This is a genomic window from Roseomonas aerilata DSM 19363, assembly GCF_000711725.1.
GTDB lineage: Bacteria > Pseudomonadota > Alphaproteobacteria > Acetobacterales > Acetobacteraceae > Roseomonas > Roseomonas aerilata.
Genome location: NZ_JONP01000047.1, coordinates 1 through 23,449, shown reverse-complemented (window position 1 = coordinate 23,449; position 23,449 = coordinate 1). Strand labels below are relative to the sequence as shown.

Annotated in this window: 22 protein-coding genes; 15 read left to right on the top strand and 7 right to left on the bottom strand. The window is 69.0% G+C overall.

Going from position 1 to position 23,449, the window contains the following annotated elements; genetic code table 11:
- Positions 1-333 (bottom strand): DEAD/DEAH box helicase family protein (locus BO39_RS25655; RefSeq protein ID WP_043839095.1); only part of this gene is annotated, 333 nt, incomplete at its 3' end.
- A 221-nt stretch (positions 334-554) separates the two neighbouring features.
- Here BO39_RS25655 and BO39_RS25650 point away from each other — a divergent pair.
- Positions 555-773: a type II toxin-antitoxin system PrlF family antitoxin gene (locus BO39_RS25650; protein WP_043839094.1), complete on the top strand. Its 219-nt coding sequence runs from the start codon at positions 555-557 to the stop codon at positions 771-773.
- A complete protein-coding gene (locus tag BO39_RS25645; RefSeq protein WP_043839093.1) occupies positions 760-1,110 on the top strand; it encodes a type II toxin-antitoxin system PemK/MazF family toxin in 351 nt (116 codons plus the stop codon). Before BO39_RS25650 ends, BO39_RS25645 begins: the two co-directional genes overlap by 14 nt.
- Before the next feature lie 199 nt (positions 1,111-1,309).
- Here BO39_RS25645 and BO39_RS25640 read toward each other — a convergent pair whose 3' ends face one another.
- The gene (locus BO39_RS25640) at positions 1,310-1,630 is read right to left on the bottom strand and encodes an HU family DNA-binding protein (protein WP_043839108.1); all 321 of its coding nucleotides are present in this window, start codon (positions 1,628-1,630) and stop codon (positions 1,310-1,312) included.
- 185 nt (positions 1,631-1,815) lie between these two features.
- Between BO39_RS25640 and rpoD the strand changes: the two genes are divergently transcribed.
- The 4 genes from rpoD to mutS all read left to right on the top strand — a co-directional run bounded on the left by rpoD (position 1,816) and on the right by mutS (position 8,905).
- The gene (gene rpoD / locus BO39_RS25635) at positions 1,816-3,747 is read left to right on the top strand and encodes an RNA polymerase sigma factor RpoD (protein WP_084698511.1); all 1,932 of its coding nucleotides are present in this window, start codon (positions 1,816-1,818) and stop codon (positions 3,745-3,747) included.
- 245 nt (positions 3,748-3,992) lie between these two features.
- Positions 3,993-5,342, top strand: coding sequence for an ISNCY family transposase (locus BO39_RS25630; protein ID WP_043839106.1), 1,350 nt, complete (start codon positions 3,993-3,995; stop codon positions 5,340-5,342).
- A 290-nt stretch (positions 5,343-5,632) separates the two neighbouring features.
- On the top strand, positions 5,633-6,403 hold the full coding sequence (locus BO39_RS33055) for a hypothetical protein (protein ID WP_156963923.1): 771 nt from the start codon (positions 5,633-5,635) through the stop codon (positions 6,401-6,403).
- A 102-nt stretch (positions 6,404-6,505) separates the two neighbouring features.
- On the top strand, positions 6,506-8,905 hold the full coding sequence (mutS, locus tag BO39_RS25625) for a DNA mismatch repair protein MutS (protein WP_052402704.1): 2,400 nt from the start codon (positions 6,506-6,508) through the stop codon (positions 8,903-8,905).
- A gap of 395 nt (positions 8,906-9,300) precedes the next feature.
- Here the strand turns inward: mutS and BO39_RS25620 are convergent, their stop codons facing one another.
- Both BO39_RS25620 and creD read right to left on the bottom strand, forming a co-directional pair.
- Complete coding sequence (locus tag BO39_RS25620; RefSeq protein ID WP_281175628.1) at positions 9,301-9,705, bottom strand: amidohydrolase family protein; 405 nt, start codon at positions 9,703-9,705, stop codon at positions 9,301-9,303.
- 49 nt (positions 9,706-9,754) lie between these two features.
- A complete protein-coding gene (creD, locus tag BO39_RS30460; protein WP_052402701.1) occupies positions 9,755-11,098 on the bottom strand; it encodes a cell envelope integrity protein CreD in 1,344 nt (447 codons plus the stop codon).
- Positions 11,099-11,226: 128 nt separating this feature from the next.
- Between creD and BO39_RS25610 the strand changes: the two genes are divergently transcribed.
- The 8 genes from BO39_RS25610 (at position 11,227) to BO39_RS30455 (ending at position 22,063) form a co-directional block, all read left to right on the top strand.
- On the top strand, positions 11,227-11,940 hold the full coding sequence (locus BO39_RS25610) for a response regulator transcription factor (RefSeq protein ID WP_043839088.1): 714 nt from the start codon (positions 11,227-11,229) through the stop codon (positions 11,938-11,940).
- 38 nt (positions 11,941-11,978) lie between these two features.
- Positions 11,979-13,505 (top strand): sensor histidine kinase, encoded by a 1,527-nt coding sequence (locus tag BO39_RS25605; protein ID WP_052402699.1) that lies wholly within the window; start codon positions 11,979-11,981, stop codon positions 13,503-13,505.
- Between the two features lie 291 nt (positions 13,506-13,796).
- On the top strand, positions 13,797-14,420 hold the full coding sequence (locus BO39_RS25600) for a TetR/AcrR family transcriptional regulator (protein ID WP_043839083.1): 624 nt from the start codon (positions 13,797-13,799) through the stop codon (positions 14,418-14,420).
- Positions 14,417-17,920 (top strand): acyl-[ACP]--phospholipid O-acyltransferase, encoded by a 3,504-nt coding sequence (locus tag BO39_RS25595; protein WP_052402697.1) that lies wholly within the window; start codon positions 14,417-14,419, stop codon positions 17,918-17,920. The genes BO39_RS25600 and BO39_RS25595 overlap by 4 nt, the downstream gene beginning before the upstream one ends.
- A 40-nt stretch (positions 17,921-17,960) precedes the next feature.
- Entirely contained in the window at positions 17,961-18,569 is a 609-nt protein-coding gene (locus BO39_RS25590) for a CDP-alcohol phosphatidyltransferase family protein (protein WP_043839081.1), read from the top strand.
- Entirely contained in the window at positions 18,566-20,356 is a 1,791-nt protein-coding gene (locus tag BO39_RS25585) for a bifunctional alpha/beta hydrolase/class I SAM-dependent methyltransferase (RefSeq protein ID WP_043839079.1), read from the top strand. The genes BO39_RS25590 and BO39_RS25585 overlap by 4 nt, the downstream gene beginning before the upstream one ends.
- Positions 20,353-21,624, top strand: a complete 1,272-nt coding sequence (locus tag BO39_RS25580; protein WP_043839077.1) for a phosphatase PAP2/dual specificity phosphatase family protein — start codon at positions 20,353-20,355, stop codon at positions 21,622-21,624. Before BO39_RS25585 ends, BO39_RS25580 begins: the two co-directional genes overlap by 4 nt.
- 106 nt (positions 21,625-21,730) lie before the next feature.
- Positions 21,731-22,063 (top strand): hypothetical protein, encoded by a 333-nt coding sequence (locus BO39_RS30455; RefSeq protein ID WP_156963922.1) that lies wholly within the window; start codon positions 21,731-21,733, stop codon positions 22,061-22,063.
- A 134-nt stretch (positions 22,064-22,197) separates the two neighbouring features.
- Here BO39_RS30455 and BO39_RS33050 read toward each other — a convergent pair whose 3' ends face one another.
- Complete coding sequence (locus BO39_RS33050; protein WP_156963921.1) at positions 22,198-22,365, bottom strand: hypothetical protein; 168 nt, start codon at positions 22,363-22,365, stop codon at positions 22,198-22,200.
- Positions 22,347-22,496, bottom strand: coding sequence for a hypothetical protein (locus tag BO39_RS33770; protein ID WP_169742836.1), 150 nt, complete (start codon positions 22,494-22,496; stop codon positions 22,347-22,349). The genes BO39_RS33050 and BO39_RS33770 overlap by 19 nt, the downstream gene beginning before the upstream one ends.
- A gap of 21 nt (positions 22,497-22,517) precedes the next feature.
- Between BO39_RS33770 and BO39_RS33765 the strand changes: the two genes are divergently transcribed.
- A complete protein-coding gene (locus BO39_RS33765; RefSeq protein WP_043839074.1) occupies positions 22,518-22,778 on the top strand; it encodes a tripartite tricarboxylate transporter substrate-binding protein in 261 nt (86 codons plus the stop codon).
- A 326-nt stretch (positions 22,779-23,104) separates the two neighbouring features.
- On the opposite strand, the gene BO39_RS25565 is transcribed toward BO39_RS33765, so the two are convergent.
- Positions 23,105-23,449, bottom strand: a 345-nt coding sequence (locus BO39_RS25565; RefSeq protein ID WP_052402693.1) for an IS5/IS1182 family transposase, incomplete at its 5' end; no start/stop codon positions are given.

The following is a 23,449-nucleotide window of genomic DNA, read 5'->3' as shown; positions in this document are numbered from 1 at the left end:
GGTGGTGATGTAGCCGGCGAGCCCCCGGCTCGGATCGGGAGTGTTATCGGCGGCGCGCACCGACAGGCTGTGGCGCAGCGCCTCACGCCAATAGGGGTCGGCGAAGGCTTCCTCGGCCTGGAGCCGAAGGCTGTCGCGTGGCACGACCCAGCAGATGCGGTCAACGACGCCTGCGGCAATCAGGCGGCTTGCCGCGATCACCGGCAACAGCGACTTGCCACCGCCCGGGGTGACCGCGGCGAGGATGTCACGTGCCCCGGTCTGGTTCGTGGCAATCGCCTCAATCACGCCCGCGAGGCGCTGCTGATGCGAGCGGAGAGGACGCGAGATCACGACCGGAGGAAAAGCGGAATAGGCACCAGAAGAGTCTGATTCAGCAAGGTTCTCGTGTCCAGTGGCGATCCGGCCAAGAACGCCGGCGCCACTCCTGGTACATACCCTACCAGCGAACGAACGCTTCTCTGAGCACCAACGGCTGGGCCGATTGCTCGTCCCCATCGAAGGCTGAGACGAGTCTCTTGATCCCAGTAAGGATATTCCTTACGTGTTGCTGTATGATCACGAGCCGCCTCACCAGCAAAGCGCAGACGACCATTCCTCAGCCTGTGCGCGCAGCCCTGCGCCTGCGAGAGGGTGATGAGATCGCCTACGTCATTGAGGAGGGGCGGGTGGTACTGACCCGCGCCCGGCCGGAGGCGACGGGGGATGATCCGTTCCGCGCTTTCTCCGAGTGGAGTGGTTCAGCCGACACCAAGGCCTATGCGGACCTTTGAGGTCTGGGACCTGGTGAAGGTCCCGTTTCCATACACCAACCGTCCCGTGCAGCAGCGCCGCCCTGCTTTGGTGGTGGCGCTTCCACAAGGATCAGGAGCACCCGCGCTGCTTTGGGTGCTGATGGTAACCAGTGCAGAGAACCGGGGCTGGCCGGGTGATGTGCTTGTCTCTGACCTGACCGAGGCGGGGTTGCCAGCGGCCTCGGTCGTACGAACTGCCAAGATCGCTACCATCGAGGCCGGTGATGCTGAGTCGATCGGGCGCTTGCCAGCGGCTGATCAGGGGCAGGTTGCAGAAGCCTTGAGGGAAAGTTTCGCCGCGGCGCTCGCCCTCTGAGCGGCGGATGCGCCTAGGTTTTATCGCCGCTGCTGGCCGATGTGTTCGTGCCTGAGGCACCCACCTGTCCCGCCGGCCCGCCTCAACGTTCCTCACCCAAGCCGCCGTAAGCTGTGCGCCAGAATGAGGCCGGGACAGCTTCCGACAGAGGCACACCCCTCGCCTGCTTAGCGACTGCCTGGAAGGTCCGGCGATCCTCTCAGCCCGCCTTGCTCTTAGCGGCTTTGCGCTTGGCCTTTTTAGCGCCCGCGAAGGCGGCCTCCTTGAGCGCGGGGCTGGCCTTGAACTTGACGGTGGCACCGGCCTTGACCTGCACCTTCTCGCCCGTGCGCGGGTTGAGTGCCGTGCGCTTGGCGGTCTCGCGCACGGTGAAGGTGCCGAAGTCCGGCAGCGAGAAGCGGCCGTTCTCGATGATCTCCTCCTTGATGGCGGCAATGAGGTCAGCGGCTAGCTGCCCGGAAGCGACGCCTGTCATCTCCGTCGACTGTTGGATAACGTCGGTGAGGAACTTTTTCGACACGCTCAGACCCTTTGAGGAAGGTGAGAGGATTGCAGCTGCCTTTCGAATCTGCCCTTCGTGCGGCGCCTTGCCAAGCCATGCCGCCTCCGTGCCGCCGGTCGGCACGGCTCTACCGGGCACGACCGGCTCTTCCCACATCTGCTCTCGCATTTCCGGGCCCCTGAAGGGTGCGATTGAGGACCGGGATGATCGTAGAAGCAGGCGGGGAGGGCGGCGACGTGGGGGCAGGTGGTGAGGTGGTGCTGGACAGGCGGCAGCTGGCTCTACTTTCGTCGTTGCCCGAGGCGGAGCATGGAGCGCTTCGGCACCTGATCGGGTTGGCGCGGAGCCGCGGCCATGTCACGCCTGCCGAGGTGTCTGCGGCCCTGCCATCCGACCAGCTTTCCTCGGACCGCATCGAGGATGCCCTGGCCGTGCTATCTGTCATGGGCGTCGAGGTTGCCGAGGACGATGAAAGCGAAGCAGAGGCGGGTGAGGAGAAGGCGGCCGCTACCGGCGCCGAGGAGGAGACCACCGGCAACGTCGGTGAGGACGCCAGCCGCAACGTAGACCCGGTCCGCATGTACCTGCGCGACATGGGCGCGGTGATGCTGCTCAGCCGCGAGGGCGAGATTGCCATCGCCAAGCGCATCGAGGCCGGGCGGGGCATGATGATCGAGGGGCTCTGCGAGGCCCCCCTGGTGCTGGATGCGATCCTGGGCTGGTACCGGGCGGTTCAGGACGGGAGCATGCTCCTGCGAGACGTGCTGGACCTCGGAGCGACAGCAAACGCAGGGGAGGGGCCTGCCGACGATGGCCCCGAGCAGGGGGACGAGGATACAGGCGAGGCGGCCGATGGAGGCGGAATGGTCCCGCCGTCCGTACTTGAGCAGCAGGTCAGGCCGGAGGCAATGGCTGCCTTCGAGGCCCTCGATGCCGCAGCTGAGGCACTCCGCGAGCTGCAGGCACGCCGCGTGGCGGCCTATGCCGAGGGCAAGACCCTGTCGAAGGCAGCAGAGACGAAATTCGCCGGGCTTCGCGCCGAGTTGGTAGGACTCGTTGGCGGAATACACCTGCACGAAGCACGTATAGCCGAGCTCGTGGAGCGCCTGCGCGAGGTCAACAAGCGCCTCACGGGGGCGGAGGGGCGGCTGCTCCGCATTGCCGAGACGGCCGGCGTGAAGCGTGACGAGTCCCTCGCCACCTATCAAGCCTCCGCCGGGTCAGCAGATTGGATGACGAGCCTTGCTTCCCGGAAGGGAAAGGGCTGGGCCGTCCTTACAACGCGGTACGCCGCAGAACTTGAGCAAGCACGCGGCGCCATCTACGCCATCGCGGAGGAAGCAGGACTACCGATCCCGGAGGTCCGGCGCGTTCAGGCAGTCGTGGCACGAGGCGAGCGCGACATGAACCGGGCCAAAAAGGAGATGACGGAGGCGAACCTGCGCCTCGTGATCTCGATCGCCAAGAAGTACACCAATCGCGGGCTGCAGCTGCTCGACCTGGTTCAGGAGGGCAATATCGGCCTGATGAAGGCAGTGGACAAGTTCGAGTACCGCCGCGGCTTCAAGTTCTCGACCTACGCCACTTGGTGGATCCGCCAGTCTGTCACCCGAGCCATCGCCGATCAGGCTCGGACGATCCGCGTGCCGGTGCACATGACGGAGACGGTCAACAAGCTGAACCGTACGTCGCGGCAGATGATGCACGAACTCGGGCGGGAGCCGACGCCGGTGGAGTTGGCCACCAAGATGGGCCTGCCGGAGGACAAGGTGGTCAAGGCCCAGAAGATCGCCCGGGAGCCGATCAGCCTGGAGACGCCGATTGGGGACGAGGAGGACAGCCACCTCGGCGACTTCATCCGGGACGAGAACGCCGTCATGCCGCTGGACGTGGCGGTCCAGGCCGGCCTGCGGGACGCGGCAAGCAAGGCGCTGTCCGGTCTGACGCCGCGCGAGGAGCGGGTGCTGCGGATGCGGTTCGGGATCGGCATGAACTCGGATCACACCCTCGAGGAGGTTGGCCAGCAGTTCAGCGTGACCCGCGAGCGCATCCGCCAGATCGAGGCAAAAGCGCTGCGCAAGCTGCAGCACCCGGCGCGCGCCAAGCAACTCCGGACCTTCCTGGAGGGAAGTTAGGATGCACCGTAGGTGTAGAGGGCTGCCGCTGAAACCCCGGATGGCCCGTCATCGACATGCGGCTGACTGGCGGTGCTCGTAAGCCACTGTATTCCCAGTAAGTTCCGGTGACCTTTTTACATAAGATATATTACGCGCTTGGCCGGTGTAGGCGCAAAGCTAAAGTGTCACCTCTGAGCAAAGCAAAAATGTCAGCCTCCCCCAGGTGAGCCTTCGCTGGGAGGTTGGCAGTGGTCTGGGTGACGATGAGCGAGCGAGAACTGCACCGGGTCGAGGTTCTGGCGGAGGTGCTGGGTGGTACACGCAGCCTGACCTCCGCTGCGGCAATGCTGGAACTCAGCACCCGGCAGGCTCACCGTTTGCTGCGGCGCTTTCGCCAGGGCGGCGCTAGTGCCATAACGCACCAGGCGCGTGGGCGTCCTGCGAACAACCGGCTCGGTGATCGCGTTCGTGAACAAGTGCTGGCCCTGATCCGGAATCGGTACCGAGATTTCGGGCCGACGCTGGCAGCGGAGATGCTGACGGAGCGTCATGGGCTGAAGGTCTCCCGGGAGACGTTGCGCCACTGGATGGCCGGTGCTGGATTGTGGCTTTCGCGCAAGCAACGCCGGCAGTTTCATCCGCCGCGGCTTCGGCGCGAGCGCTGCGGCGAGTTGGTTCAGGTGGATGGTAGCGAGCACCGCTGGCTCGAGGATCGTGCTGGTCCTTGCACTCTCCTGGTCTTCATCGACGATGTCACCGGGCGGCTGATGCAGCTGTGTTTTGCGGCGAGCGAGAGCGCCTTCTCCTACTTCGGGGCGCTGCAGGGCTACCTGGATGCGCATGGACGCCCGATTGCTTTGTACTCAGACAAGCACTCCGTCTTTCGTGTAACTCGACCGGAAGCCAAGGGCGGCCAGGGCATGACGCAGTTCGGCCGTGCCTTGTCAGAGCTGAACATCGAGATCCTTTGTGCCAACTCGAGCCAAGCCAAGGGGCGGGTTGAGCGGGTTAACCGGACGCTGCAGGACCGGCTGGTCAAGGAAATGCGGTTGGCCGGGATCAGCGATATCGCGGCCGGCGATGCTTTCCTGGTCGGCTTTATGGAGCGCTTTAACACGCACTTTGCCATCAGCCCTGCCCTGCCCAGCGATCTCCACCGGCCGCTGAACCTGGCTCCGGAACGGCTGCGTGACATCCTGTGCTGGCGAGAGCAACGCTACGTGAGTGGCCAGCTGGCACTGTCCTACGAGCGCAAGCGGGTCATGCTGCGCGAGACCGACGTGACGCGCGGATTGGCCGGACAGTATGTCGACACCTACGCCTTCGCCGACGGGAGGTTGGAAGTACGATGGAAAGGGATCTCCCTACCCTACACCGTCTTCGACAAAGACCAGCGGGTTACCCATGCAGCCGTTGTGGAGAACAAGCGGCTGAGCGAGGTCCTCGGCTATATTCAAGGTGCACAGGCGCTGATGCCGCTGCCACGGGTGAAGAGCAACAGCGAGAAGATGGGCTACCAGAAGAACGGCAGGAAGCGAGGGAGACCGCCGGGTTCACCCGGCAGGCGCACCGAGCCGCTGGATCGAGCCGCTGCCCAAGGGAGCGCCGTATGACGCGACGCATGACGCCATCTGCTCCGCTCGGCGATCGTCGAGCACGGCTACGCCGGATGGCGACCTTTCTGCTTTGCAGAACATCAGGACATTTTAACTTGGTTGCAACAGCTGCGATAGGCGAAACCGGCTGGCGTTGAGAGGCCTGCCGAAGGCCATCAGCGTGGGCACCTCCCCCGCCGAGTTGAGTTTCGACGGGATTGTCAAATTTGAATTTGGCGAATCATGTAGCTGTATGGCATAAAGGTTCCCTGTTTGTTCGTGATGCCTCACCAGGCCGGAAGGACCACATGGCCAGAATACCTCGCGAAGAGCATGCCCGGATCCGAGAGCGGGTCGACCTCGGCCAAGAGAAGGTTGCCGCAGTCGCTGCCTCCTACGGCTGCACCCCCGCGAACATCTATGCGATCCTCACCAAGCTTCGGCGCGAGGACACGGCAGCCAACAATCAGCCGATCGACGCGCCATCGCTCGCCAAGCCAAGTGAGCCCTCTCTGGTGGTGTCTGCAGCGCCGGCCACCGCTGCGCCGCCCTCGCCTCCGTCCTCCGATCGCGAACTCCCTCTCTTCGACACACCTCCTGTTCTCGACCTTCTGCCACCGGAACCTGGGTCGGCCGCCTTGGTCCGGGCCGACGTCCAGCCCACCCTTCCTGACGAGGTTCCGGCCGTTGCTGCTTCCCCCGCTCTGCTGGGGACGCAGCCCGAAGCGTATTCCGCCGAGCCAACCGCCCCTGCCCGACTCCCGGCGACGTCAGTGCCTGCTGAACCTCAGGCACCGTCCCTACCGGCAGTAAGTTCTGCCCGCCGGCCCGCCTCCGACCGCCCCTTCGTCGGCGGCCCAGAAGCCAAAGCCGCTTCCTCCAAGTTCAAGGGTGGGAAGGCCGGCATCGCGCTCCTGATGAGGACCAACGACGGCGAGGAGGCCGTACACCCGTTCCGCTCGATTGAGGAACTGCTGTCGGCGGCAAAGCCCATCCTGCGGACGGCGGCCAAGAGCCCTGAACCGATCTGGTTTTCGATCCAGACCGTTGATCTCGACACTCTGGAGGACGCCTTCTGAACTCGCAGGATACCGGGGGTTGATGCGGACCGGATCATACTTTCCCGGGTCTGTGGGACACCCCAGGTGCGCACACTCATGAATGCTGGACAGCCCAGCCCGATGATGCTCGCCCACGCCGCTGCCAAGGCGGCTGCGCCGGATCACCTGCTGCTCTACCGTGTCGGCGAGTTCTATGAGGTGCTCGCCGAGGATGCTCCGGTAGTCTCCGGAGCCCTGGGCCTTCAGCTGACCCGACGGCGTCAGAAGGATGCCGCCGATGTGCCGATGTGCGGGGTGCCCGCCTCCGCTGCGTCTGGCGCCGTGGCTCGGCTTCTGGCTGCTGGCCACAAGGTTGCTCTCTCTGAGCAGCCGAGTGAGCCGAACGGGGAGCGGCCACTTCGTCTGATGACACCAGGTACATCGGTCGATGCTGACGTTCTCCTGGAAGGGCGACCGAACAATCTGTGCGTCACCTTTGCTGAAGGCGAGGCGGTGGGGTTCGCCTGGATTGACCTGTCCACCGGTGAGACGGGTTCCGCGATGGCCTCACTGGAAGGGTGTGGCCCTGCTCTGGCGCGGATCGGACCGTCCGAGGTCCTCGTTGCCCGCTGGCCCGACACCTCCGAGGCGCTCGCCGTGGCTCTGCGGAGCTCAGGTGTGCGCTTCTCCAAGCTGGCGCGGCCCAAGCTGGCGCCAGAAGAGGCTGCCAGCCTGCTCACGCTCACTTATGGCCAGAGCAGCCAAGACGTCACACGCGGCTTCTCGCCGCCGGAGGTCACGGCCCTCGGTGCCCTACTCGACTATGTCCGAGCAACAGTGGGCCACTTGCCAGAGGCCCTGCCAACACCCCGGCGGGCGCCCCTTGGCGACACCATGGAGATCGATCCGCCTACTCTCAGAGGGCTCGAGGTGCTCACGTCAGCATCCGGTGCTGAAGGATCATTGCTTGCCGTGATCGATCGCACCGTCACCGCGGCTGGTGCCCGATTGCTGCTGCGCCAGCTGAGCGCTCCGCTGACTGACCCCGGTACGATCCGCCGCCGGCTTGCCATGGTGCGCTTTTTAGTCGCCGCACCGCCGGTGCGGGCTGCCTGTCGGGAAGCACTCTCTGGCATGCCGGACATGCTCCGCGCCGGCGGCCGCCTCTCCCTTGGGCGTGGAACACCGCGCGATCTGGCTGCCGTCGATGGCGGGCTTGAGCGGGCCGCCGCTGCGGCGGCGCATCTCAACACCGCACAGGAACTGCCGCCTGGGCTGGTCACCGCCGCCCGCGAGCTTTCAGCCGCCGCCGATGGACCCTGTGCCGCACTTGCCACCTCACTGCGATGGGCGCTGCTCATCCCGGCGCCCCTCACGGTCGAGGCAGGCTTTGTCGCGGAGGGCTATGATCCGCAACTGGACGCTGCGCGGTCGAACGCTGCCGCTGAAGGCATCCGAATCGAGGCACTGCAGGCCCAGTACGTCGAGGAGACCGGTGTAAAGGCGCTACGGATCCGCGCCAACACCCTGCTCGGATACCATGTCGAGGTACCCGCAGCCGCGGCCAGAACCCTGGGACCGGGCTTTGTCCTACGACAAGGGCTCGCCTCGTCCAGCCGCTTTGCAACGGCTGAACTCGACCGTCTCGCCGCAGCCCAAGCGGCGGCGACCGAGCGGGCCGTACGAGCCGAACGAGCCGTGTTCGAGGCTCTGCGGTCGGCGACGCTTGCCGCTCGCAGTGGCCTCACGCGGATTGCTCATGCCGCTGCGGCTCTCGATCTCGTGTGTGGTCTGGCCCAGGCGGCCGCCGAGGGATTGTGGGTCGAGCCAGAACTCTCCGACGGTACCGAACTTGATATCGAGAGCGGCCGACATCCAGTTGCCGAAATGCTACTGGAGGCTGATGCGCGCAGCTTCGTCCCGAACGACTGCCATATGGGCGAGACCGACCGGCTTTGGCTGCTGACTGGCCCTAACATGGCGGGTAAGTCCACCTTTCTGCGCCAAGTGGCCATCATCGTGCTCATGGCCCAGGTGGGCTCCTTCGTGCCGGCAAAGCGAGCGCGGATCGGGGTGGTGGATAAGCTCTTCAGCCGAATCGGTGCTGCTGATGATCTGGCGGCCGGCCACTCGACCTTCATGGTCGAGATGCTGCAGACCTCTGCCATATTGACCCAGGCCACAGCGCGCTCCTTAGTGATCCTCGATGAGGTGGGACGTGGGACGTCCACCCACGACGGGCTATCGATCGCGCAAGCCAGCATGGAGTTCCTGCACGACACGGTGGGGTGTCGCACACTCTTTGCGACGCATTTTCACGAACTCGCGGACGCAGCCGAGAGCATGCCGCACGCCGTGTGCCGAGCAATGGACGCGTCGGCCGGGCGGCATGGGAGCGTGTTCTCCTACCGTGTGGTACCGGGCCGATCAGGTCTGTCCTACGGCCTGAAGGTTGCCGAGCTGGCGGGCATGCCTGCAGCGGTGCTGGAACGCGCGGCACAGCTTCTGGTCCAGCACACTGGGCAGGTCCGTCACTCATGAAGACACACGCGAGCGAGATTACTTTGGCTGGCCATTGGCAGTGGGTTCGGAGACGATGAACGAACGGGAGCCGCGTCAGATCAGAACACGCCAGGGACCGACATGCCGGTGAGCGCACCGAGGAGGGGCGTGGTGATGGCATTATCGGAAGACGGGAGCCCTGCTCGGCGACGAAAGCCCTAAGCCGCGGAGATGATACTTGGCACCGCGCCCGGACCGGGAGGCGCCCGGCGCTCAGGGGGCCGGCAAGCGCCAGCCGAGCCACTCGCAGACGGCGCGCCCCATGACCCACTCCCTGTCCCCGGCGCCGAGCCAGGGCAGGTGCTCCGTAAACAGAAGCCGCCCCTGTGCCCAGGAGCAAGGCAGGCGGGTACGTCGGTGCCCCAGAAGGTTCGCTAGGGCCCGAAGGCGTCAACGATGCGGCGGATCGGTTCGTGGAGGCTGGGGAAGGGAAAGGCGTCCTCGGCGAAGACCGACGCCGCGCTGACCTTCACGGCGATGTTGGGGTGCCGCGCCAGCGCCAGCAACTGCGGCAGGTGCTCGAAGGCGGCGGCACCGGTGGCGCCCTGGGGCACGCCCATGTGGTCGATGTGCAGGCGGAGCGCCGGATGGCGCTCCGCGACCCCACCGACCTCCGGCAGGAAGCGCGCGGCGACAAGGCCGATTGGCATCCCTGCCCGCTCCGCCGCGGGCCAGAGCCAGTCCAGCGTACCGTCCAGCGGCCAGCTGTCGCCCACTCCACCCCGTCTGCTCGGCCGAAAGCCGAGCTCATTACGGCACCATCCGCAAGGTTGCTGCACCAAAGCCGCTGTAGCCTTTGCAGAGACGCCCTGGCCGGAAAACCGGGCCTCACGCCTCCGACCAATCCACACGGCGGGTGACCGCCATCACGACCGAGAGCGCGGCGAAGAGCGCGACGGCGCCGGCCAGCAACGCGTAGGCCTCGAGGCTCAGCACAACATAGAGGAAGCCGAACAGCCCGCCGAGCACCCCGGCGAAGAGCCCGGCCAGCCCCGCCCGCCGGGTCACCGCCGCCGTATAGGCGGAGGCCTGCCCCACCACCGCCGCCGTGCTGATCACATAGGCGACCGCGAAGCCCAGCGGCTCGCCGAAGGCCAGCAGCAGCAGCGGGAAGAGCACGACTGACAGGCCGAGCAGCCCGTACTGCACGAGATGGATCCGCACCCCCGCCACCAGTTCGAACAGCACGTAGGTGAGGAAAGCGAGCGCGAGGAACATCGCCGCGTATTTTGAGGCGCGCGTGACCATGCGGTAGGTCGGCACCGCCTCCAGCAGGTCCACGCCGACCTGCGTGCCGTCATCGGCGAGCTGGCTGCACCAGCTGGCGCCGAGATGGCGCACGAGCGGCTGGCCCGTGCCCTCCCTCCACTCCGCCGTGAAACCGGACGCGGTCACGTCGGAGCGAACGGGCAAGCCGGCGCCGGTGAAGCTCGGCGTCGGCCAGGGCGCCGCGACCGCCAGCTCCGTCCGGCGCGCCAGCGGCAGCAGACCGAAGCGGGAAGTGCCGCGCAGGGTCAGCGCTCCGGCCAGATCGAGGCCGCGGCCGGGCTCGGGCGGCCCCTCCAGGCCGAGATCCCAGCGGGTCAGGTCCATCCCGACACAGCCGGCATCCGCGACGTCTCGGGAGGTTAGCTCCCGCCCATCCATCGAGAGCCGCGCTCCCGCCGCAGCGGACCGCAGGTCGGACGCGCCGGTGACGAGGAATGCCTCCTGCCACAGCAGCTCTGTCCCTGGTTCGGGATTGATCACCGGGACGGCGAGACGTGCGGTGAGGTCAACTTCCGCCTCGTAGATGACAGCCTCGAACAGACCACGACGACGACGCTCCGGGGCCAGCTTCGCCTCCGCTCGCAGCTGCGCGGGCAGCACCGCCACGGCCCCGCGATCCCAGCGCAGTGGGCCGGTCTCATAAGCCGCGCGCTGCGCAGGGGCGCGGGTCGGCACTACCAGAAGGGGACCCATCACCGACTGAGCGGGGCTCCAGCTCCGTGCGATGCCCTCGCGCACCTGCTCCTGGTAGGATTCGCGCTCCTCGATCACCGCCTCGATCATCATGTGCGGCACGAGCATCAGGAGAAGCAGACCGCCGACGAGTGCGAGCTTGCCCGCGCGTCCGAGACGAAGCGGTCGGCGGGGATTGGGTTGGGGCGTGGAGGCGGGAATGTCGCTCACGGGCTTGGCCTTCCTGGTTGAGGCCGTCATCCTCGCGGTCCCCCGTGCCGGGCAGATGGCGTGGGCGGGGAAAGCCGGTGCCGGGCGCGTGCAAATCCGGTGCAGGCCGGTCCGCTCAGGAGAGGCTCATGCCGCGCGTGCTCATCGTGGACGACGACCCGGCGATCCGCGAGGTGGTCCGCTTCGCCCTCTCCCGCGCTGGCTTCGACACGCTGGAGGCGGCGGACGGCGCCGCCGGCCTGGCCGCGGCGCGCGAGGCATCGCCGGACCTAGTCGTGCTGGACGTGATGCTGCCGGAGATGGACGGCACCGAGATGTGCCGTGCGCTCCGCGCCTCCGGTGGCGCGGCGGCCGCCATCCCCGTGCTGTTCCTCTCCTCCCGCGACGACGAGGTGGATCGGATCGTGGGGCTGGAAATCGGCGGCGACGACTACCTGACCAAGCCCTTCTCCCCGCGCGAGCTGGTGGCGCGGGTCCGCGCCGTGCTGCGGCGCGGGGCGCCCGTGCCCCCTGTCCGGCCGGCTCCGCCGGCCGCGGCGGACGAGGTGATGCGGCACGGTCGCCTCTCGCTCGACCCCGGCACGGCCCGCGTGACCTGGGACGGGCGGGAGGTGACCCTGACCGCCACCGAGTTCGGCCTTCTCCGCACCTTCCTGCGCCGCCCCGGCCGCGTGCTGAACCGGGACGCGCTGATGGACGGCGCCTACACGGTTGAGCGCGTCGTCTCCGACCGCACCATCGACAGCCATGTCCGCCGCCTGCGCGCCAAGTTTGCCCCTCTCGGCGCCGCGCCGGTGGAGACGCTGCCCGGCTTCGGATACCGGCTGGGCCCTTGCGATTGATGGTGCGACTGACGGCGCCGCTTCTAAGACGGCCCCGCTTGCGGACGCTGCTGCTGCTGAGCAACGTCGTCGTGCTCGCGCTGCCGCTGACCGGTTTCTGGGCCCTGCGCCTCTACGAGAGCGCCCTGGTGCGCCAGACCGAGGCGGAGCTGCGCGCGCAGGCCGCGGTGCTCGCGGGCACCTGGCGCGCCGCCCGCGGCATCGCCGGGGAAAGCCTCGCCAACGGCCTCACCTCCCGCGCGCTCGAGACGGCGCGCCGCCGGGGGCTGGATCTCGCGCGCGACCCTGTCCTGCCCCTGGCGCCCGATCCGCGCCCCGGCCCGGCCCCGGTGCCCGAGGTCGCCGCGGCCGCGGCGCGACTCCTGCCCGTGCTGCGCGACACCCAGGCGGTGACGCTCGCCGCGTTGCGCCTGCTCGATCCCCAAGGCGTCGTGGTTGCCTCCACCGGCACCGATACCGGCCTGTTGTTGGCGGGGCTGGAGGAGGTGGAGGCGGCGCGCGGCGGAACTCCGTCGGCCGTGCTGCGCCGGCGGGAGAAGATCGCCACCGACGTGCCGAACGGCATCAGCCGGACCGCGGGGCTTCGCGTGCACCTCGCCATGCCGGTGCTGGATGGGGAGCGGGTGGACACGATCGTACTGCTCTCCCGCACCCCCGCCACGGTCATGCAGACCGTCACGGGGAAGGTGCCGGAGATCGCGGCAGTCGGGCTTCTGCTGCTCCTGCTCGTGGCGGCGCTCGCGGCGCTGGCGTCACGCCTCATCACCCGGCCGCTCGACGCGGTGGTGCGGGCCGCGCGGCAGGTGGCCGGCGGCGGCACGGCCCGGCTGCCCCCTGTTCCCCGCAGCGCCGTGCGCGAGGCCGCGGAGCTGTCGGACGCCATCTCTCGCATGACGGCGACGCTGGAGGGCCGGGCCACCTACGTGCGAGGGCTCGCCGCCCATGTCAGCCACGAGTTCAAAACGCCCCTTGCGGCCATGCGCGGCGCGGCGGAACTGCTGTCCGAGCACGGCGAGTCCATGTCGGCCGGGGAGCGGGCGCGCTTTGCCGCGACCATCGAGGAGGGGGTGGCGCGGCTGGACCGGCTGGTGCGCGGACTGCTCGATCTCGCGCGCGCGGACATGGCCGCGGGGGGCGGGCGGGCCATGCTCCGTCCCCTGGCCGAGGCGGCGGCGCGGCGCGCGCCCGCGCTGCGCGTCTCGGTGGAGGGCGAGGCGGAGGCGGCCGCCGCGCCCGAGGCCGTGGCGACGGTGCTGGACAGCCTGCTGGGCAATACCCTGGCCCATGCGGGGCCGGGCAGCGCGGTCAGCATCCGTATCGCGCGGGAGGCGGACCGGGCCGTGATGCTGGTGGCCGACGATGGCCCCGGCCTTTCGCCGGCGAACGCGGCGCGCGCCTTCGACCCGTTCTTCACGACGGCGCGGGAGCGCGGCGGGACGGGTCTGGGACTGGCCATTGCGCGATCCCTGGTAGCGGGCGCGGGCGGGACACTGAGCCTCGCGCCACCCCACCCCTCGGGCGAGGAGCGGGGCGCCACCATCCGCATCGTGCTGCCGGCAAGCTGACCGTCGGGTTTGGCCGGCCCCTAATCAACCCGCATCCTTCCATCGGCGCTCTCCGCAACGCCCCGCCCCCAGGACTCAACTGGATAGCGGCCCCTTCCAGCTGTCCTCGCCGTGCTGCGCCACCACGCAAGCCGGGCCTCGCGGCGATCGGATCATATCTCAGTCATCACGGCGCGACGGCTCCGCCATGCGGATACCCTGCCGGCGAGCGTGCCGGCCGGGGGTTTCCGCTTGACGAGGCTCGAACGCACTAGGTAACTTACCTATCGATAAGTAAGTTCCAGGTGCTGAATGGCCCGTTACGAGAGCAAGCGCGAGCAGATCGAGGCGGCAGCCATGCGCCTCTTCGCGGAGCGCGGCGTCGATGCCGTCTCCATGCGCGACATCGGCGCGGCCTGCGGCATCTCCGGCCCCGGCGCGCTCTCGCATTTCGGAAGCAAGGACGCCCTGGTCGCGACGCTCTTCGCCGAGGGCTTCGCCGGCTACGCGGCCCGGATCAGGGAGGCCACGCCGGCGACCGGCCCCTTTCACGAGCGGCTCCTGGCGGTGATCGCCACGGTGCTGAAGCTCCATGACGAAGACCATGACCGCTTCCGCTTTCTTGTGCTGCGGCAGCACGACCACCTCGCGAGCATCCCGCGCGATGGCGCCAACCCGATCGAGGTGATCCGCGCGCTGATCGAGGGGGCCATGGCAGCCGGCGAGATCCCCCCGCGCAGCCCCGACCTCGCCGCCCTCGCCGTCATCGGCCTCGTCCTACAGCCGGCGACCGGCCGGCTCTACGGCCGCCTGACCGGGCCGCTCGCGCCCCTGGCCCCGGAGATCGCCGCAATGGCTTGGGGCGCCCTCAACGCCGGCAGCGACGCGCCTGCCCCTGAACGAACAACCCGCAAGCCTCGGAGCACCCGCCGATGAGCAATCCCGCGACGGAGAATACCAGCGCAACGGGGAGGCCGGCGATCCTGACCCGCCGCCTTCTTCCCCTCGTCGTCACCCAGGCCTGCGGGGCGTTCAACGACAACCTCGTCAAGAACGCGCTCGTCGTTCTCGCGCTCTTCCAGCTCGGCGAGGGCGGCATCGGCTTCTCCGCGCTCGCGGGGGCGCTCCTCATCGCTCCCTACATCCTCCTCTCCGCGACCGCCGGCTCCCTCGCGGACCGGATGCCGAAGCGAACTCTAATCGTGAGGCTAAAGGTTTTCGAGATCGGCCTGATGCTGCTCGCCGGGCTCGGCTTCCTGACGGGGAGCGTCACCCTTCTGCTCGGCGTCATCCTCGGACTCGGCATCCAGTCCGCCCTCTTCGGGCCGGTGAAGTACGCGATCCTGCCGGAACACCTCCGGCACGATGAGCTCATCGCCGGCAACGGCGCCATAGAAGCCGCGACCTTCGTCGCGATCGTCATCGGCACGGTCGCGGGCGGCGCCTTCATTCTCCTGCCCACGGGCGCGACGCTCGTCGCCTCCCTCGGCGGCGCCGTCGCCGCCGCCGGCCTCGTCGCCGCCCTGGCGCTGCCGCCCACGACGGCGGTGGCTCCCGGAACCCCGGTCGAGGTGAATCTCGCCCGCGCGGCCTGGCATTGCGTGCGGGGCGCCTTCGCCACCCGCCCGATACGCCTCTCTATCCTCGGCCTCTCCGGCTTCTGGACCGTGGGCGCCACGATCATCACCGCCCTTCCGGTCGTCGCGCGGGACACGCTCGGTGGCACGGGCGGCGTGCTCACGCTCTTCCTCGTCGTCTTCGCGGCAGGGGTCGGGGCCGGGTCGCTCCTCTGCTCCCGCCTCCTCCAGGGCGAGGTGAGCCCCCGGCACGTCCCCTTCGCCGCCGCCGGACTCGGCCTCCTCACCGGCGCCTTCGCGCTTATCGCCGCCGCCCTTGGCCCGGTAGCGGCCGACGGACCGATGGACCTGTTCCGCTCGCCCGGGGGCGTCATCCTCCTCCTGAGCCTCTTCGGGCTGGCCGCCTGCGGCGGCGTCTTCTCTGTCCCGCTCTACGCCATCATCCAGGAGACCTCCGACCCCGCTCGCCGGGCAAGCACCATCGCGGCGAACAACATCGTGAATGCCGTCGCGATGGTCGCGGGCGCAGGCGTGGCCGCGACCCTTGCCGCTCTCGGCCTGTCGGTGACCGACGTGCTCCTCGTCACCGCCACCCTCACTCTCCTCGGCGCCGGCTACATTGCGCGGATCCTGCCGCAGGACGTGCTCCGCACCCTGTTCCGGGCCTATTTCGACACTTTCCACGGCGTCGACCTGCGCGGGCTGGAGAATTACCGCGCGGCCGGGGACCGGCTCGTCATCGTCTCCAACCACCTCTCCTTCGCGGATGCCTGCCTGATTGCCTGCTACCTGCCGCGCAGCCCGACCTTCGCGGTGAACACCGCGATTGCGGAGCGCTGGTGGACGCGCCCGTTCCTCGCGGCCGTCAATATCTTCAAGGTGGACATCGCCTCGCCCTTCGCGATCAAGCGCATGGTAGAGGCCGTTCGCGACGACGGCCGGCAGCTCATGATCTTTCCCGAAGGGCGGCTGACGAAGACCGGCGCCCTCATGAAGGTCTACGAGGGCGCGGGCGTCGTCGCCGACAAGTCCGGCGCGAAGGTTCTCCCGATCTCGATCCAGGGGCTGCAGTTCACCCGCCTCAGCCGGCTTAAAGGGCGGCTGCCGATGCGCTGGTTTCCGCGGCTCTCGATCACGATCCTCCCCGCCGCGAATCTGCGGCCGGATGGCGCGGCGGAAATGACGCCGCGCAAGCGGCGGGAGGCGGTCGGCCTTGCGCTCGGCGACCTCATGACCGACGCCGTCTTCCTCTCGAAGCCCACGAACCGGACGATCTTCGGGGCGCTGCTGGATGCCCGCGACCTTCACGGCGGCCGCACCCTCATCGCCGAGGACATCGCGCGGCAGCCGATCTCCTACGACCGCATCGTCGTGGGCGCCCTCGCGCTCGGCCGCAAGATCGCCGCCCTCGACGATGCTGCCCGCCGCGCCGCCCCGCGGCCCATGCCGGCAATCACCGACGACGAGCGTGCCCTGTCCGGTGCCGTCGGGCTGATGCTGCCGAACGCCAACGCCGCCCTCGTCACCTTCATGGCGCTTCAGGCGGTCAGGCGCGTGCCGGCCATGCTGAACTTCTCCGCCGGCGCCGATGCGATGCTCTCGGCCTGCCGCGGCGCGGAGCTCGCGACCGTCGTCTCCAGTCGCGCCTTCGTCGAGAAGGCCAAGCTCGGAAAGGTCGTGGCGCGGATGGCGCCCCACGTCAGCCTCCTCTGGCTCGAAGACCTGCGCGCCAGCCTGACCTGGCAAGACAAGCTCCGGGCGAAGGTCGGAAGCCTTTTCGCCCGGCGCCTTGCCGATCGCGGCACCGATCCCGACGCCCCCGCGCTCATTCTCTTCACCAGCGGCTCCGAAGGAGCGCCGAAGGGCGTCGTCCACTCCAGCCGCACGCTGCTGGCGAACATCGCCCAGATCTCCACGGTCGTGGACTTCACCGCCTCCGACCGCGTCTTCTCGGCGCTGCCGATGTTCCACTCTTTCGGCATGACCGGCGGGACCCTCCTGCCGATCCTGCACGGGGTGCGAACCTTCTTCTATCCGTCGCCGCTGCATTACCGGATCGTGCCCGCCCTGATCTACGACACCGACGCGACGGTCGCCTTCGGCACGGACACCTTCCTCAACGGCTGGGCCCGCTTCGCGCACCCCTACGACTTCTATGCCATCCGCTACGTCTTCGCCGGCGCCGAGCGCGTCCGCCCCGAGACGAAGCAACTCTACGCCGAGCGCTTCGGCGTGCGCGTCCTCGAGGGCTACGGCGCCACCGAGACGGCGCCGGCACTCGCTCTCAACACGGCGATGCACACGCGCCCCGGGACGGTCGGTCGCTTCCTTCCGGGCATCGAGACGCGGCTCGACCCGGTGCCGGGCATCGCCGAGGGCGGACAGCTCCTGGTTCGCGGCCCGAACGTCATGCTCGGCTACCTGAAGGCCGACCGCCCCGGCATCATCCAGTCGCCCGCCGGGGGTTGGTACGACACCGGCGACATCGTGGCGGTGAGCCCCGACCGCTACGGGCGCGTCGTCGGCCGCGTGAAGCGCTGGGCGAACATCGCCGGCGAGAAGGTCTCCCTCGTCGCGGCCGAAGAACTGGCCGCCGCGCTCTGGCCCGATGCCTCGCACGCCGTGGTGAAGATCCCGGACCCAAGGAAGGGCGAGGCAATGGTGCTCGCCACGACGAGGGCCGATGCCACCGCGGAGGCGCTGCTGGCCTTTGCGCGCGGCCGGGCGGTGGCGGAGATCGCCGTTCCCCGACTGGTCGTCCCGGTCGGGGCCCTGCCGCTGCTCGGCACCGGCAAGACTGACCTTCCCTGCGTGCAGGCACTCGTCGAGGCGGCGCTCCTCGCCCGCCCGGCCGCCTGACGATGAGCAGGCCGGTGCCACCCAGGAGGAGGATGACGGCATGACCCTCTACGCCCTCAAGCCCCGCTTCCAGGCCCTTCTGCGCCCGCTCGTCATTCGCCTCGCCGCAGCCGGCGTCACCGCCAATCAGGTCACCGTCAGCGCGGCGGCCGGATCGGTCCTGCTCGGGGGGCTCATCGCCTGGCAGGCGGGCACATTCCCCGGGATCTTTGTGCTGCTGGCGCCGTGGCTGCTGCTGCGCATGGCCCTGAACGCGGTGGACGGGATGCTGGCGCGGGAGCACGGGCAGCGCAGCCGCCTCGGCGCCCTGCTGAACGAGATCGGCGACGTGGTGTCGGACGCCGCGCTCTACGCGCCCTTCGCCTTGCTCCTTCCGTTCGGGCCGGGCGAGATCGGCGCGGTCGTGCTGCTCTCGACGCTCTCGGAATTCGCCGGCGTGCTGGGGCCGGCGATCGGCGCCTCGCGCCGCTACGACGGCCCCATCGGCAAGAGCGACCGCGCGCTCCTCTTCGGCGCGCTCGGCCTGTGGGCGGGGCTGGCGGGCGGGCTGCCCGGCTGGCTCTGGCCGCTGCCCTGGCTGCTCTCGGCGCTGCTCCTTGTCACCATCGTCCGGCGCGCGCGCGGCGCGTTGGCGGAGAACCCGGCATGACGATGACCTCCCCCGACGACGCCACGGCCCGCCCCTGCGAGAGCAGCCGCTTCCGCACCCATGACGGCACCGAGCTGTTCTACCGCCACTGGCGCACCGCACCCGGTGTCGCGCGCCGTGGCGCCGTGCTGCTGGTGCATCGCGGGCACGAGCATTCAGGGCGCGTCGCGCATCTGGCGGATGAGCTGGACCTGCCAGACTTCGGCATCTTTGCCCACGACGCACGCGGGCACGGTGAATCCGGGGGCGAGCGCGGCAGCAGCCCGGGCTTCGCCGCCTCGGTGCGCGACCTCGATGCCTTCGTCCACCATCTCGGGGCGGCGCACGGTGTCGCCGTGATGGACCTGGCCGTCGTGGCGGCAAGCGTCGGCGCCGTGCTGGCGGCGACCTGGGTGCACGACTACGCGCCGCCCATACGCTCCCTCACCCTTGCCTCACCGGCCTTCGACGTGCGGCTCTACCTTCCCTTCGCACGGCCGGGGCTGCGCCTGCTGCAGAGGCTGCGCGGTAACTTCAAGGTCAACTCCTACGTCAAGCCGCAGCTCCTGACGCATGACGAGGCGCGGCGCGCCTCCTTCGCGGCGGACCCGCTGATCACACGCCCGATCGCCGTCAACCTGCTGCTTGGCCTGTACGAAGCCGCGGATCGCGTGGTGGAGGACGCCCGCGCCATCGTCGCGCCGACGCAGCTCCTCGTCTCTGGCAGGGACTTCGTCGTGCGCCAGCCGCCGCAGCACCGCTTCTTCGAGCGGCTGGGATCGCCGGTGAAGGAGCGTCACGTCCTGCCCGGCTTCTTCCACGACACGCTCGGCGAGCGGGACCGCGCGCCGTTGGTTGCGAAGGTGCGCGACTTCATCCTCGCCCGGTTCGCGCAGCCGGCGAGCTCCGTCTCGCTGCTCGATGCCGACCGGGCCGGCCATACCCGGGACGAGGCGGACGCGCTGGCCACGCCTCTTCCCGCCCTGTCACCTCGCGGCTTGTACTGGGGCGCGACGCGGCTGGGGCTGCGTCTGGGCAGCCAGGTCTCGCAAGGGATTCGACTCGGTCACGAGACCGGTTTCGATTCAGGATCCACGTTGGACTACGTGTATCGCAACCGACCCGACAGCCGGGGACGGATCGGCCGCGCCATGGATCGCGCCTATCTCAACTCCCCGGGTTGGCGCGGGATCCGGCAGCGCAAGCTGAACGCGGAGGAACTGCTGCGCGAAGCCATGAGCCGCCTGCGCGAGGCCGGGCAGCCCGTGCGGGTGCTGGACATCGCCGCCGGCCACGGCCGCTACGTGCTCGATGCGATGGAGGGAGCGCCGGTGCCTCCGGACTCCATCCTTCTGCGCGACTACAGCCCGATCAACGTGGAAGCCGGCCGCCGCCTCATCGCCGAAAGAGGCCTGGGCGACGTTGCCCGCTTCGAGGAGGGCGACGCCTTCGACGGCGAAAGCCTCGCCGCCATCGACCCGCGCCCGACGCTCGGCATCGTGTCCGGCCTCTACGAGCTCTTCCCCGGCAACGACCTCGTCCGCCGCTCCCTCGGCGGGCTTTCCGCCGCCATCCCGGAGGGCGGCTGCCTCGTCTACACGAACCAGCCCTGGCACCCGCAGCTCGAGATGATCGCCCGCGCCCTGACCAGCCATCGCGGCGGCCAGGCCTGGGTCATGCGCCGGCGAACCCAGGCGGAAATCGACCAGCTCGTCGCCGCCGCCGGGTTCCGCAAGATCGAGCAGCGGATCGACGAGTGGGGCATCTTCACTGTCTCGCTCGCGCAGCGCGTGGCGGGCGTGCCGTGACCGAGCGGCGCCCCTGGGGCCGTGCCGCGCTCTGGCTGCTCGGGCTGGGCGTGTTCTTCTACGCGAGCTACGGGCTGGCGAACTGGCTGGCATCGATCCGCGCCGAGGTGCCTGTCGTGGTGTTCGACTGGGAGCGCCACGTCCCGTTCCTGGGCTGGACGATCATCCCCTACTGGTCGGTGAACCTCTTCTACGCCGCCTCGCTTTTCGTCCCCGCCACCCGCGCCGAGCTGGACCGGCACGCGGCGCGGCTGCTGACGGCGCAGCTCGTCGCCGTGGTGTGCTTCATCGCCCTTCCGCTCCGCTTCTCCTTTGAGCGCCCTGAAACGACAGGGCTGCCGGGCTTCCTCTTCGACGTGCTGGGGGGCTTCGACAAGCCCTTCAACCAGGCCCCGTCACTGCATATCGCGCTGCTGGTGATCCTGTGGGACCTTTACGCCCGGCATGTGCGGGGCCGCATCTGGCGCCTGGCGCTGCACCTGTGGTTCGCGCTGATCGGCCTCTCCGTGCTCAGCACCTACCAGCACCACATGGTGGACGTGCCGACCGGTGCGCTGCTGGGCCTGCTCTGCCTGTGGCTCTGGCCGGAGGGCGGATCCAGTCCCCTGGCCGCACGGCCCGTGTGCGAGCGACGGCGCCTCGTCCTGGCGGTTGCCTACGCAACGAGTTCGCTGGCTCTGTCGGGACTGGCGGCCAGGGGCGGAGGATGGTGGCTATGGCTGTTCTGGCCCGCCGTCTCCTGCGCCCTGGTGGCGCTGAACTACGCGCTGGTGGGAGCGGCCGGCTTCGGGAAGGTGGCGGATGGTACGGTGCCGCTCGCGACGCGCCTTCTCCTCTCGCCCTATACCCTCGCCGCCCGGCTCAACGCGCGGCTCTGGACGCGGCGTGCGCCGGAGCCGTGCCACGTCGCCGACGGGGTCTGGCTGGGCCGCCTGCCCTCCGCCCGCAACCTCACCGCCGGGCCGTTCCGAACCGTGGTGGACCTATGCGCTGAGATTCCGCTACCGCGCTGGGGCGGCCGGCGCATCGCCCTGCCCAGCCTGGACCTCGTGCCGCCCACCGCCGCCACGCTGGAGGCGGCTGCCGAGGCGATCGAGGCGGCACGCCGGCACGGCCCCGTGCTAGTGTGCTGCGCGTTGGGCTACGCCCGCAGCGCCGCGGCGGTGTCGGCCTGGCTGGTGCGCACCGGGCGGGTGGCCGATGCGGGAGCGGCCGCCGCCATGATCCGCGCCGCGCGGCCCCGCGTCGTGCTGCACGATGCCGGCTGAGGCCCCCTCCCCCGCCGCCGACCGAGCCGCGGCGGCCACGACGGCCGATCTGCTTGAGGGAGGGCGGGCACTCCATCTGCTCTCCGCCGGGCTTAGCGCGGGGGCGATGGCCGCGCTGCTCCTCGCCCCCGGCTGGCGATCAGCAACCGGCCCGGCGGAGGTCCTGCTGGCCGGGCTCGCCGAGACCTGGTTGGCGCTGCGCGTGGGTTTCGACGCCCGGTGCTTCCGCCGGATCGCTGGGACGGCCGACGATCCCGGCCTGGTCGGCTTCGATGCGACACTGCGCCGGCTCGGCCTGATGCCGCAGGATAAAGCGGGGCGATCCCTGGCGCCGCGCCTCGCGGGCGCCAAGCGATTGCTCGCCAGGCAGGGCATCGCCCTACTTGCCCAGGTCGGCTTAGCCCTGCTCGCGGCGTTTGGGGGACTTTCGACGCCATAAAGAGGCATATCTTGAGGCGGGGATGACCACTGCTCAGCGATCGTGCACAGAGGACCCTCGGCAGGTCTTAGCTTGCGCGCCGCAATGCCGGTCATGCTGCTCTTGCAATTGGGCGAGGCCAGCGAGCGGCCGGGTCATCGTGCCGGCTCCGGCCGCGTAACGGCAAGGGCCCGGAGCACGGCACAGGTCGCGGACCAGAGGAGGGCGGAGAGCAGCACGGGCCAGTGGGCCATCAAGGGCAGCAGCAGGAAGGCCCAGACCTGGCCCGGCGTCGGCGCCCCGATCAAGAGCAGGAGCAGCACTGAAGCAGCCCGAAGGCGTGTGGGTTGAACTGTTCCGCACCGATTCGCTCGAGCAGGAGCCAGGACGCGCCGAAGCGGAGAAGATAGGCCGCAACGGCCAGCGGGGCGAGCAGCAGGGTTCGGCGCGTCACGGAATCCATGCTGAGCATCTGGTGTCCCGCCGCGTCCGGGCGGGCTACGAAGCAGTGGGCTGGGCCGGGCTGCTGGCGCCTGCGCGCACGCCACCCGCGGTGATCGCCACGCTGAACGCGGCCGTGCGCCAGGCCATGGACGGCCCGGAGATCGCGTCCCGCGTCGCCGAGCTCGGCGCCGAGCCGGCCGTCTCCTCGCCGGAGGAGTTCGGCCGCTTCATCGCAGCCGAGCTTGCGAAGTGGACCGAAGTGGCGCGTCAGTCGAATATATCGCTCGACTGATCAGTGGCGCGTGGCCGTGGATCGTCCGCGCCGTCGGGCCAAGACACGTGCCGTATTGGCCCGATAAACAATCGTTCATGGGCTGATGCAAGGCACCCTCGCAAGCGTCACCCGGAGAGCTTCCCTTCCTCCTGAAGTATGTCCACTGATGTCTGCTCTCAGGAAGTAGAGCGGTCCCAGACTATGACCGACATGGGCGCAAATCGGACCGACTTTGGGCGGCCAGGGCACTCTCCGCTTCGTTAACCAAGACCTACCTAGTCCCGGCGATAAGCAAAGAAGCGCCGCCCAACGCCCATAATTGTCGTACGCGGCACGAACTAGGGTCAGGACTCATTGATCCAGAAGAGCACGGCGACCGCGAGGCAAATGGAGGACATGAAGGTGTGGGCGCATCGGTCGTAGCGCATGGCGACGCGGCGCCAGTCCTTCAGGCGGCCGAACATGTTCTCGATGCGGTGCCTTTGGCGGTAGAGGGCCTTGTCGTAGGGGAGCGGCACCTTGCGGCTCTTGGATGAGGGTATGCAGGGCTCGATGCCGCGCTCGCCCAGGGCCTCGCGAAAGCGGTTGCTGTCGTAACCCTTGTCGCCGAGCAGCTCCTTGGCGCGTGGCAGGCGGGGCAGCATCAGGGCTGCCCCTTTGTGGTCGCTCATCTGCCCCTCCGAGAGGAG